General features: G+C 67.0%; 10 protein-coding genes. All 10 read left to right on the forward strand.

The features are described from left to right. The 10 genes from BLV92_RS28910 (at position 1) to tssL (ending at position 12,534) form a co-directional block, all read left to right on the forward strand. Positions 1-3,057 (forward strand): fimbria/pilus outer membrane usher protein, encoded by a 3,057-nt coding sequence (locus tag BLV92_RS28910; RefSeq protein ID WP_244283966.1) that lies wholly within the window; start codon positions 1-3, stop codon positions 3,055-3,057. A gap of 97 nt (positions 3,058-3,154) precedes the next feature. Continuing rightward, positions 3,155-3,733, forward strand: a complete 579-nt coding sequence (locus BLV92_RS28915) for a fimbrial protein (RefSeq protein ID WP_090552314.1) — start codon at positions 3,155-3,157, stop codon at positions 3,731-3,733. 60 nt (positions 3,734-3,793) lie between these two features. After that, positions 3,794-4,462 carry a DotU family type IV/VI secretion system protein gene (locus BLV92_RS28920; protein ID WP_166676600.1) on the forward strand — a complete coding sequence of 223 codons (669 nt, stop codon included), beginning with the start codon at positions 3,794-3,796 and terminating at the stop codon, positions 4,460-4,462. Next, complete coding sequence (locus BLV92_RS28925; protein ID WP_090552318.1) at positions 4,459-6,132, forward strand: OmpA family protein; 1,674 nt, start codon at positions 4,459-4,461, stop codon at positions 6,130-6,132. The genes BLV92_RS28920 and BLV92_RS28925 overlap by 4 nt, the downstream gene beginning before the upstream one ends. A gap of 226 nt (positions 6,133-6,358) precedes the next feature. Beyond that, positions 6,359-6,895, forward strand: coding sequence for a type VI secretion system contractile sheath small subunit (gene tssB, locus BLV92_RS28930; RefSeq protein WP_090552321.1), 537 nt, complete (start codon positions 6,359-6,361; stop codon positions 6,893-6,895). 56 nt (positions 6,896-6,951) lie between these two features. Beyond that, on the forward strand, positions 6,952-8,451 hold the full coding sequence (tssC, locus tag BLV92_RS28935; RefSeq protein WP_090553142.1) for a type VI secretion system contractile sheath large subunit: 1,500 nt from the start codon (positions 6,952-6,954) through the stop codon (positions 8,449-8,451). Positions 8,452-8,550: 99 nt separating this feature from the next. Continuing rightward, complete coding sequence (locus BLV92_RS28940) at positions 8,551-9,033, forward strand: Hcp family type VI secretion system effector (RefSeq protein WP_090552322.1); 483 nt, start codon at positions 8,551-8,553, stop codon at positions 9,031-9,033. Between the two features lie 238 nt (positions 9,034-9,271). Then, positions 9,272-9,811, forward strand: a complete 540-nt coding sequence (gene tssJ / locus BLV92_RS28945; RefSeq protein ID WP_244283967.1) for a type VI secretion system lipoprotein TssJ — start codon at positions 9,272-9,274, stop codon at positions 9,809-9,811. Positions 9,812-9,862: 51 nt separating this feature from the next. Then, positions 9,863-11,212, forward strand: a complete 1,350-nt coding sequence (gene tssK, locus BLV92_RS28950; RefSeq protein ID WP_090552326.1) for a type VI secretion system baseplate subunit TssK — start codon at positions 9,863-9,865, stop codon at positions 11,210-11,212. Beyond that, positions 11,209-12,534 (forward strand): type VI secretion system protein TssL, long form, encoded by a 1,326-nt coding sequence (gene tssL / locus BLV92_RS28955; protein WP_090552328.1) that lies wholly within the window; start codon positions 11,209-11,211, stop codon positions 12,532-12,534. The genes tssK and tssL overlap by 4 nt, the downstream gene beginning before the upstream one ends. Positions 12,535-12,559: the final 25 nt, after the last annotated feature.

Here is a 12,559-nt window from a genome sequence, read left to right on the forward strand (position 1 = left end):
ATGCAACCACTGAACAAGAGGGCCATGCCGCGTGGCGGCATGCGGAGCCCGCTGCGCTATCGGCCGCTGGCATGGGCGGCGGTCGTGGCGTCCGGGTACTGGCCGTTCGCCGCCGATGCGGCCGACATGACCGAAGCGCCTTGCGTGCCGGCGATCTCGCGTGAGAATCGCGGCGACGATTGCGCCGCTTCTTCGGGTGCGATGACGGGTGCGGTCACCCATGCAGCGGCGGCGATGCCGGATGCCGGCGCGACGAACGTGCTGTCCGCGCCGGAACGCACGCCGGCTTCGGCCGGGCCGCCTGGGTCGCTCGTGCCTGCCGTTCCGCTCGCGCAGCATGCGCCGGTGGAGCCGGGCGCGTCGCGCGACCGGATGCAGGTCGCGTCCGCCGAGGAAGTCGAGTTCAACCCGGCGTTTTTCACCGGCAACGTCGCGGACCTGTCGCGCTACTCGCGCGGCAATCCGGTCGCGCCGGGCGTCTATTCGATCGACGTGATCGTCAACGGCCGTCGGCGTGGCCGGTTCGACGTGCAGTTCCAGTCGGTGCCGGGTTCGGACATCGCCGCGCCTTGCTTCACGATGGCGGGCCTCGACCGGATCGGCATCGACATCGATCGCGTCGCGGCGCGGTACAAGGAAGCGCCGACGGAAACTCCGAAGGATGCTACGCAGGACACCGCTCAAGATCTCGCTCAAGATCCCGCGCAGGACGCCGCGCACTCAACCGGGTCCGCGCCGCCGTCAACCGCTTCCGGCGCGGAGCCGTCGCCGCCGGTCTGCATGCCGTTCGCGCAGGCGGTCCCGGACGGCCTCGCGTATTTCGACACCGCGGACCTGAAGCTCGACCTGAGCGTGCCGCAGCTCGACATGCGCCGCGAGGCCAGCGGCTACGTCGATCCGTCGCGCTGGGACGACGGCGTCAACGCGGGGATCGTGCAGTACAGCCTTGCGACCTATTCGAGCCATCAGAACATCGGCGCGGACCTGAACAGCGCGTACCTCGGGTTGCAGAGCGGGATCAACGTCGGCGGCTGGCGGCTGCGCCAATGGTCGACCGCGACGTGGCAGAACCGGTCGGCCGGCACGCACTGGCAGAGCGTCGCGCTGTTCGCGCAGCACGACGTGACGAGCCTGCGCAGCCAGTTCACGATCGGCGACAGCCTGACGAGCGGCGACGTGTTCGATTCGTTCAACGTGCGCGGCGTGCAGTTGTCGAGCGACGACCGGATGCTGCCCGACTCGATGCGCGCGTTCGCGCCGGTCGTGCGCGGCGTCGCGGAAACGAATGCGCGCGTGACGGTCCGCCAGAACAACATCATCCTGACCGAGACGAGCGTGTCGCCGGGGCCGTTCGAAATCTCGGACCTGCCGGCAACCGGCTACGGCGGCGACTTCGACGTCACGGTCACCGAGTCGGACGGCCGGGAGCGCACCTATCACGTGCCGTTCGCATCGGTGCCGCAACTGCTGCGGCCGGGCATTTCCCGCTTCAACGTGACGACCGGCGTGTATCGCGACACGATACTGGACGCGCATCCGTGGGTCGCGCAGGCGGTCTACCAGCGCGGCCTCACGAACGTCGTGACCGCGTACACCGGCGGCCAGGCGTCCGAGGGCTACTGGGCCGGGCTGCTCGGTCTCGCGCTGAACACGCCGGCCGGCGCGTTCGCGTTCGACATGACGTTCGCGAAAACGAGCCTGCCGACCGGCGGCGGCCCGGGCTACAGCGGCCGCGTCAGCTACAGCAAGCTGGTGCCGGGCGCGAACACGAACATTTCGGTGGCCGCGTACCGTTATTCGACGTCGCACTTCTACACGCTGCGCGACGCGATCTATGCGCGCAACCAGTGGGGCGGCCGCACGTCGATGTACGACTACCGGACCCGCAACCGCATCCAGGTCAACATCAATCAGCCGATCGGCGAACGCAGTTCGGTGTTCATCTCGGGCAGCTCGCAGAACTACTGGGGCAGCGCGAGGGGGTACGACCTGCAGTACCAGGTCGGTTTCAGCAGCACGTTCAAGCGGGTGTCGTACTCCGCGTATGCGCAGCGCACGCGTTTGCAGAACGCGGCGCTCGACACGCAGATCGGCGTGAACCTGACGATCCCGCTCGGCCGGGCGGAGTCCACCAAACGCGGCGCGTTCGACTATCTGACGACGAACCTCACGCGCAACTCGAACGGCGACAGCACGATCCAGGCCACCGCGTCCGGCAATACGAGCGGCGTGACGCCGATCAATTACGGCGTGACGGCTTCGCGTGTCGTCAGCGGCGACCAGAAGAACGTGTCGGCCGGCGGTTACGGCATGTACCGGTCGCCGGTCGGCACCTACAGCGGTAATGCGTCGATCGGCAACAAGACGCGCCAGGCGGCGCTGAACGTCGGCGGCGCGATCGTCGTGCACGGCGGCGGCGTCACGCTCGGTCCGCCGCTCGGCCAGGCGTTCGCGCTCGTCGAGGCGAAGGGCGCGAAGGGCGGCACGATCGTCAACGGCCAGGGCGCGAAGATCGACGGCAACGGGTATGCGGTGGTCACGTCGCTGCGGCCGTATCGCGTGAACACGGTCGCGCTCGATCCGAGCGCGGTCCCGATGGACGTCGGGCTGAACAACACGAGCGAGGAGGTCGTGCCGCGCGCGGACTCGATGGTGCTGGTCAGGATCGCCACGGTGCGCGGCCGGCCGACGTTCGCGGCGGTGTCGGACGCGCACGACCGGCTGTTGCCGATGGGCTCGGAACTGTTCGACGAATCGGGCAAGTCGGTCGGCATCGTCGGCCAGGGCGGCCTCGCGTATCTGCGCGGCCTCGAAAACGACGGGCGGCTGCTCGCGAAGTGGGGCACCGGCCCGCAAGACCAGTGCGTGTTGCCGTACCGGATTCCGGCTGAGGAGAACGACGCGGACGGTCAAGCGCACATCGTCGCGCGCATCCGGATCAGTTGCGATCCCGCGCTGATCTGGGCGCCTCCCGCGAAGCCGGAGCCGGGTGGTGCAACGCCTGGCACGACGCCGGATACCGCTCGGGTCACGGCACTTTCCGCGCGATTCCACTGACAGGCTTCCGATGACCAACAATCACGAGCCGGAACATGATGAGTTCGACAATCGGGCGGATCGCGCCAGACGAGGAGGGCGCGGCATGAAAGGGGTAATGACAGCGGCAAAGACCGGGGCAAAGACCGGGGCAACGAGGCTTGCGGCGCTGACGCTCGCGTTCGTGACCGCCGTCGCGCTCGTGCGCGGCGACGACGCGCGCGCCGCGACGTCGGCGTCGGTCACGCTGAATTTCACGGGCACCTACATCGGCTCGACGTGCAACGTGATCGGCGCGTCCGACATGACGGTGACGCTGCCGACGATGTCCGCGCAGTCGCTCGCGACGGCCGGTCAGACCGCTGGCTCGACGGTCTTTTCGATTCCGATCCAGTGCGACAGCGAAACGACCGGCGTGCGCGCGTATTTCGAGAACGGTCCGGCAACCGACCCGGCCACCGGCAACCTCAGTCTACAGGCGGTGGACGGGCAGAGTTCGGCGCAGAACGTGCAAGTCGCACTGCAGAACATTGACGGGTCGCCGATCCGGATCGGCGACCGCAGCACGGTCAAGGTGATCCCGGTCGCGGCGACCACGCCAACGACGATCAGTTTCATCGCGACGTACTACGCGACCGGGATGGCATCGCCGGGCGTGGTCCGCGCGTTCGTCACGTACGTGCTCGAATTGCCATGACGGCGACCGCCACGTTCCGGAACCGGGCAACCCGCGATGCGTGACCGATCGACCACGCCATTGCGCGCGCTGCTGCGCGATACGGTGCTGCACGTCGCGCTGCTGGCCGGCGGCGCGCAGATGCCCGCGCTTCATTTCTGGCGCGCGCGCTGCATCACGCTGGTCGAGGACTTGATGCAGGCGATGCGCGATACCGGTTATCGTGACGCGGAGATCGACGAAGCGAGCCTCGCGCAATGCGTGCTGCTCGACGACGTCACGCTGCGCGCGCTGCCGCCCACGCGGCGCAACGAATGGACGCGCGAGCTGTTGTTGACGCGGTTTCATCCGTCGCGTGACGGTGTCGCGGCCGTGACGGAGCGGATCGGGCGCGTCCTGCGCAACCCGGAGCCGTCGCGTGACTGGCTCGAACTCTACCGGATCGTGCTCGAACCCGGCTTTGCCGAAGGCACGCAAGGCGATCGGCAGATGCAGCGGAAGCGGATCGCCGATGCGCTGGCCGCGATGTGGCGCGACGAGCCGTCGGCCACGACAAGCGATCGAACGGTGAGGACATTCGGGAGCGGACGCAACGATAATCGCCGCCGGTTCGCAGCGGGTGCGGCCGTGCTTGTGCTTGTTGCGGCGGCGATCTGGTTCATGTCGGACCGTCACGTCGGTGAGGCCATGAAGCGCATGACGGCCGCCGCGTCGATCGACGCCGATCCAGCCGCAGGAGAAAGCCGATGAAGCGGACCGATCGTCTGATCGCGCCTGCAATCTGGATCGCGGTGCTCGCGGCGGGGTTAGCGTGGCTCGGCTTGCCGCTCGACCGGCAGCCGGGCTGGCCGGTCGTGCTCGGCTTCGTGCTGGCGACCGCGCTCGGCCTCGCAGGCTTGCTCGTTTGGCGGCATCGGCGGCTTCCGGACTCGACGGCTGCGGGAGACGACATGCCGGCTGGCGGCGCGCGCGAGTTGCCGGTCGTGCTGGTCGTCGGTCCTTACGCGTCCGCCGCGTTTTCGCGCGGCGCGCAGTCGCTGACGCTTCGCCGCGACGGCGCCGCCGCATGGCTGTACGTCAAGACGCCCGGCGATCTTGCGCGGGCCATCGACATCGTCGCGAAATCTCACGGCCGGCCGCCGGTCGCGGCGCTGTTGCCGGTGATCCCGGAAGGGAACGACGACGACGGCGTGTTGCGCCGCGAGTTTTCGCAGTGGCGTCGCGCGCTCGATGCAACATTCGATAAACGCGCGTCCGTGCTGCCGTGTTACATCGCGGTTTATGCGTGCCTCGGCGCGCATGACGAAGCCGCGCCGCAGCCGGTGTGGTTCGGCGACTTCATCGACGCGACGGTCGCGATGCCGGGCATCGATCATCTGCGGCAACGGGTGCAGACGATCCGCGATCAACTGGACCGCGCGGCGCTCACGTCGGACGGCGCGGGTCACATCGTCCGCGCGGCGCTCGGCCAGTCGGTGCTCGACTGGCTGCAGGACGCGTCGCTGTTGTCGGCGCTCGCGCCGCTCACGAGCACCGCGCCGTTCGAACTGCGCGGGCTGCTGCTGGCCGACGTCGGTTATCCCGTCAGCCGCGCCGGCGCGTGGACGCGCTGGCTGGTCGCGAAAACCGGCCTGCAACCACTGGCCGGCACGCTGCCCGCGCAGCCGTTGCCGCTGCCGGCCATCGTCGCGACGCAGCCGGGTTCGACGGCGCTGATGGTTCACGGCCATGCGCTGACACGACCCGGCTGGCACGTCGCCGGCGCGGTTGCGGTCACGCTGGCCGCATCGTTCGCGGTGTCGGGTTGGCGAAACGGGAATCTGATCGAGCGCGTGACCGGCGAGATCGACGCGTCGCGCGCGACGCCGCGCGAGCAGTTCGATGCGAGGCGCGACCGGCTCGACACGTTGCAGCAACGTTACGCGGAGCTTGAGCGGTACGCGCAATCCGGCGAGCCGACGTCGCTCGGCTGGGGCCTCTACCGCGGCACGCCGCTCCAGTCGGCGCTGGCGCGGACGATCGAGGCCGAAGGCGCGATACCGGACGGCGTGACGCTCGACAGCGTCGCGCTGTTCGACAGCGGCCGGACCACGCTGAAACCCGGCGCGACCGACGCGTTGCAGACGGTCCTCCATCTGATCCTGCTCAATCCCGACAAGCGCGTGCTGATCGCCGGCCATACGGACGACGTCGGATCGGGCGACGTCAACCAGACGTTGTCGGAAGCGCGCGCCCGCGCGATCCGCGACTGGTTCGTCGCAACGGCGAAGCTGCCGCCGACGCGTTTCGCGATCCAGGGTTACGGCGACACGCGCCCGCTCGCGAGCAATCGCGACGAACGCGGTCGCGCGAAGAACCGCCGTGTCGAAATCACGCTGATACCCGATGCGACGGCCGCCGGCACGAGTTTGCCGCATTGAGTTTCCCGCTACACGGACGCGCATCGCGTCCGTTTCTTGACCCGGACCGGCCCGGTTCGACATCGGCGTCCGCCTGGATGCATTTTGGGTGATCGCCCATATGTCGCCGGCGAACGGCGACGTACCATCCGATACGTTGTGGATGCGCGTGCAGGGTCGGCGTCGCGTCGTCGTTCGATGAGCGGCGGCCGACGGTTGGCAACACGAAACAATGGTCGGATCACCTATGTCAGTCTCGAACAGCTCCCAGAAATTCATTGCGCGCAATCGCGCGCCCCGCGTGCAGATCGAATACGACGTCGAGATTTACGGCTCGGAGAAGAAGGTCGAGCTGCCGTTCGTGATGGGCGTGCTCGCGGACCTGTCCGGCAAGCCGCTCGAAGCACTGCCGCCGGTCGGCGACCGCCGGTTCCTGAACATCGACATCGACAATTTCGACGAGCGGATGAAGGCGATGAAGCCGCGCGTCGCGTTTTCGGTGCCGAACACGCTGACGGGCGAAGGCCAGTTGATGGTCGATATCACGTTCGAAAGCATGGACGATTTTTCGCCGGCTGCGATCGCGAAGAAGGTCGATGCGCTCGCGCAACTGCTCGAAGCGCGCACGCAGCTCGCGAACTTGCAGACATACATGGACGGCAAGGCGGGCGCGGAAGGCCTCGTGAGCCAGGTGCTGAAGGACCCGGCGCTGCTGAACGCGCTCGCGCGCGCGCCGAAGTCCGACGGCGCGAAAGCCGCCGACGAATCCGCGACGAACGAATGAACTGCGGAATGAACTGCGCGCGCCGCGCGTGAATGGCTCGAAACAGTGGGGAAATGATGGCCGAACGTCTATCGCAAGCCCGGTCCGAAGCAGCGGCCGGCATCGCCGAATCCGATTTCAACGCGCTGCTGTCGCGCGAGTTCAAGCCGAAGACCGAGCGTGCGCGCGAGGCCGTCGAGAACGCGGTCAAGACGCTCGCGCAGCAGGCGCTGCTGACGTCGGTCACGGTGTCGGACGATGCGTACAAGAACATCGAGGCGGTCATCGGCGAGATCGACCGCAAGCTGTCCGAGCAGATCAACCTGATCCTGCATCACGACGACTTCCAGAAGCTGGAAAGCGCATGGCGCGGCCTGCACCACCTCGTGACGAACACCGAAACGGACGAGAAGCTGAAGATCCGCTTCATGGACGTGTCGAAGGACGATCTGCGCCGCACGATGAAGCGTTACAAGGGCATCGCGTGGGACCAGAGCCCGTTCTTCAAGCAGATCTATGAAGAGGAATACGGGCAGTTGGGCGGCGAGCCGTATGGCTGCCTCGTCGCGGACTATTACTTCGACCACACGCCGCCCGACGTCGATCTGCTCGCGTCGATCGCGAAGGTCGCCGCCGCGTCGCATTCGCCGTTCATCGCGGGCGCGGCGCCGTCGGTGCTCCAGATGGATTCGTGGCAGGAACTCGCGAATCCGCGCGATCTGACGAAGATTTTCACGCAGAACCTCGAATACGCGCCGTGGAACTCGCTGCGCGCGTCGGAGGACGCGCGCTACATCGGGCTGGCGATGCCGCGTTTCCTGTCGCGGCTGCCGTATGGCGTCAAGACGAACCCGGTGGACGAGTTCGACTTCGAGGAAGCGACCGACGGCTCCGATCATCGCCGCTACGTGTGGTCGAACGCCGCGTATGCGATGGCGGTGAACATCAACCGCTCGTTCAAGCAATACGGCTGGTGCACGCTGATTCGCGGCGTCGAGAGCGGCGGCGTGGTCGAAAACCTGCCGTGCCACACGTTCCCGACCGACGACGGCGGCGTCGACATGAAGTGTCCGACCGAGATCGCGATTTCGGACCGCCGCGAGGCGGAACTCGCGAAGAACGGCTTCATCCCGCTGATCCACCGGAAGAACACCGACTACGCGGCGTTCATCGGCGCGCAGTCGTTGCAGAAGCCGGCCGAATACTACGACCCGGATGCCACCGCGAATGCGAACCTGTCCGCGCGGCTGCCGTATCTGTTCGCGTGCTCGCGCTTCGCGCATTACCTGAAGTGCATCGTCCGCGACAAGATCGGCTCGTTCAAGGAGCGCGAGGACATGCAGCAGTGGCTCAACGAATGGGTGATGAACTACGTCGACGCGGACCCGGCGAACTCGTCGCAGGAGACGAAGGCGCGCCGGCCGCTCGCGGCGGCGGAGGTCGTTGTCGAGGACGTCGAGGGCAATCCCGGCTACTACCAGGCGAAATTTTTTCTGCGTCCGCACTTTCAGCTTGAAGGCCTGACGGTGTCGCTGCGTCTCGTCGCCAAGCTGCCTCTCGTGAAGGAAGCAGCCTGACGGAACGCGCACGCGCGCTCCGCCAGGCGAATGAGCGACGGGCAGGCGCTCACCGACTTTTCCTGCCCGAACCAACCACGCACTAAGGAGTAGCTTTTCATGGCGCAAGACATCTTCCTGAAGATCAACGGCATCGACGGCGAATCCGAAGACGCGAGCCACAAGGACGAGATCGAAGTGTTGAGCTGGTCGTGGAACGTGTCGCAGCAGTCGAGCATGCACGCGGGTTCCGGCGGCGGCGCGGGCCGGGCGACGGTCGAGGACCTGACCTTCGAACACCTGGTCGACCGCGCGACGCCGAATCTGACGCAGTACTGCCTGACCGGCAAGCATATCGACGAGGCGAAGCTCGTCGTGCGCAAGGCCGGCGGTAATCCGCTCGAATACATCAAGTTCACGATGAACGACGTGCTGGTGACGTCGGTCAGCCCGTCGGGCGTGAGCGCGAGCGAGCAGCGTCCGCGTGAGGTCGTGCGCCTGTCGTTCTCGCGGATGAAGCAGGAATACGTGGTGCAAAACGCGCAAGGCGGCAGCGGCGGTGCGATCACCGCGACGTTCGACATCAAGAAGAACGTCGCCTGATCTCGCGACCCGGCTCGACGGTCGCGACCTTGCCGGCGTTCCGGCGAGGTCGCGACGATGTTGCGCGTCTTTGTGCGGACTGGCGCGTGTGTTCGCGTCATTCGCGCGAAGCGGCTTCGTCACGCGGGTCGGCCTCGCGACAGACCCATGCGTATCCGACGATCACGGCTCACATCACGGCTCACTTTCGATGGCTCCGACTTTTTCTTTTCTTCGCTTTTTCGCCGGGTCTCGCGGGTTGCGTCGTCTTGTGACCGGCGGCCTGTGCTTCTGGCTGGCCGCGTGCAGCAGCAGTCCGCCCGCTCCGAAAGAGCAGGCGGCCGATCTGCGGATTCAGGTGATCGCGAGCGAGAACATCAACCCGGACGACAAGGGGCGTCCCGCGCCGATCATGGTCCGCGTGTACGAACTGAAGTCGGCCACCGCGTTCCGCAGCGCCGACTACTTCACGCTGCAGGACGACGACCGGAAAGCGACTGGCGACGACGTGCTGGTCGTCGACGAGTTCATCCTGCGTCCCGGCGACACGAAGGAAATCAGCCGCAAGGCGAATGCGTCGACGAACGCGATCGGCGTGCTCGCCGGTTACCGGAATCTCGGCAAGTCGGTGTGGCGCGACGTCTATCAGCTACGGCAGCCGCAGAAGGCGCCGTGGTATCGGCGGATGTTCACGCGGGAGCGGAAGGAAACGCTGACGGTCAACGTGGACAAACAGGCCGTTTCGATCTCGGCGCGGCGGGGTGACAAGTGGATATTCCAGACCGGAAGCCGAGGCTGACCGGCTGGTTCGATTGACGTGCCGTTTCGGATTCAGGTCGGGCGAATTGCGATGAGCTGGTATAACAAGGTCGTCTGGAGTGAGGGGCTGTTCCTGCGCCCGCAGCTGTTTCAGCAGCAGGAGCGCTACCTCGAATATTTCGCGCACAAGCGTAGCGCGGTATTGAGCCCGTTTTTCTGGGGCTTCAGCCATTACGAGATCGACCGCGAATCGCTCGCGTTCGGCAAGCTCGTATTCAAGAGCGGTGCGGGCATCTTCCCTGACGGCACGCCGTTCGACGTGCCCGGCCACACGCCGCCGCCGCAACCGCTGACGATCGCGCCCGAGCACCAGAACCAGGTGATCTACGTCGCGGTGCCGCTGCGCCTGCCGAATACCGAGGAAACCACGTTTGCCGAGCGAAACGGGTCGCTGGCCCGCTATCTGTCGTTCGACGACGAGCTGCGCGACAGCAACGCAATCGGCCAGGGGCCGAAGCCGGTGCAACTGGCGAACCTGCGGCTGCGCCTGTTGCCGGAAAAGGAACTGACGCAGTCGTGGATCGGCGTCGCGCTGACGCGCGTGAAGTCGCTGCACGCGGACGGCGCGGTGTCGCTGCACACCGACGACCATATTCCGCCCGTCACCGGTTACGGTGCGAATCCGCTGCTGCGCGACTGGACATTGCAGTTGCACGGACTCGCGCGGCTGCGCGCGGACGCGCTCGCCGCGCGTCTGTCCGGCAGCGACGGCCGGGTCGGCGCGGCGGCCGAGGTTGCCGACTATCTGCTGCTCCAGGTGCTGAACCGTTACGAGCCGCTGCTCGACCACCTGTGCCAGATCGGCGAGACCGCGCCGGTCGATCTGTATCGCGAGTTCGCGATGCTGGCCGGCGAGCTGTCGACGTTCGTGCGGCCGCAGACGCGCCGGCCGATCGCCGCGCCCGGCTACGACCACGCGCGGTTGTACGACAGCATCAAGCCGCTCGTCGACGAGATCCATTACCTGCTGAACCAGGTGCTGATACGCGGCGCGCAGCCGATTCCGCTTACCGAGCAGGCGCACGGCATCCGCACCGCGAGCATGCTGCCGGCCGAACTCGCCGCGTATTCGAGCCTCGTGCTCGCGGTCGGCGCGCAGATGTCGCCGGAGGTGCTGCAACAGCAGTTCGCCGCGCAGACGAAGATCAGCCAGCCGCAGCGGCTGCCCGAACTGATCCGCTCGCACCTGCCCGGCCTCACGATGGTGCCGCTGCCGGTGCCGCCGCGGCAGATTCCGTTCAATTCCGGTTTCATCTATTTCGAGCTGTCGCGCAGCGGTCCGTTCTGGGAGCAGATTGCGCGGCAGGGCGGCCTCGCGATGCACATCGCCGGCCATTTCCCTGAACTGAAGCTCGAACTGTGGGGCGTGCGCCAGAAATGAACCATTCTCACGGCGACAACGCATTCGATTTTCTATCGGATTCCGATGGGCCGGGCGGCGGCGCCGTCGCCGCGCCGCGCTCGGGGCGCATGCAGCCGGATTTCAGTTTCGAGCCGGACTCCGAGGGCGGTCCGTTCGATCCGCCGGAAGACATCCAGGCGCGGCTCGCGCGCGTGCTGGCCGCGCAGAATCCGTTGCAGGAAGCGGCGCAGCCGCTGCTGCGGATGCTGGCCGACATGCCGGCATCGCTCGATTCGCAGGCGGCGGTCGAACGGCTGCGCGCGCTGCTCGTGCGCGAAGTGGTCGCGTTCCAGAAGCTGTGCGACAAGGCTAATCTGCCGTGGAAACACATGGCCGCGGTCCGCTACTGCCTGTGCACCGCGCTCGACGAAGCGGCGAACCGCACGCGCTGGGGCGGCGGCGGCATCTGGGCCGCGAAGAGCCTGTTGATCACGTTCGAAGGCGAGGTCGACGGCGGCGAGAAGTTCTTCCTGCTGATCGGCCGGATGGCGACGGACCCGCAGGCATACGTCGACGTGCTCGAAGTGCTGTACCGCATTCTCGGGCTCGGCTTCGAAGGGCGTTACAGCGTCGTCGTCGAAGGCCGGCGGCATCTCGAACAGATTCGCCAGCGGCTGCTGACGCTGATCAGCGGCGCGCGCGACCCGGTGCAGCTCGAACTGTCGCCGCACTGGCGCGGCGTGGCGCCGGGCAAGATGCGACTGCTGAACGGCCTGCCGGTGTGGGCCACTGCGAGCGTCGCGGCGCTGCTCGTGTTCGGGCTGTTCGCCTGGTACAAGTATCACCTGCTGTACGACGGCAACGCGCTCGAAGCGCGGATTCTCGCGATCGGCCAGCAGCCGTCCATGCCACCGTCCCCGCCGCCCGTGCGGAAACCGCTGCGCCTGTCCGTGCTGCTGAAGGACGAAATCGCGCGCGGGCTCGTCAGCGTCGACGAGGACGATAAACACAGCCACGTGGTGTTCAGCGGCGACTACATGTTCGTGCCGGGCGGCAGCAACGTGCGTCCCGAAATCGATCCGGTGCTCGCGCGCGTCGCGCAGGAAGTTGCGCGCGTCGGCGGCAACGTGACGGTCACTGGTCATTCGGACAACCAGCCGATCCGCACCGCCGAGTTCCCGGACAACCAGGCGCTGTCCGAAAAGCGGGCCGCGTTCGTCGCGCAGGTGCTCGCGTCGTATGGCACGCCGGCAGCGCGCATCCGTTCGGTCGGCGTCGGCGACAAGCAGCCGCTGGCCGACGACGCGACGGCCGCGGGCCGTTCCCGCAACCGGCGCGTGGAGATTCTCGTCACGCAATGACGGGCCAAGTCTCGGGAAAAAGCCT

It is taken from the genome of Paraburkholderia caballeronis (assembly GCF_900104845.1).
Classification (GTDB): domain Bacteria; phylum Pseudomonadota; class Gammaproteobacteria; order Burkholderiales; family Burkholderiaceae; genus Paraburkholderia; species Paraburkholderia caballeronis.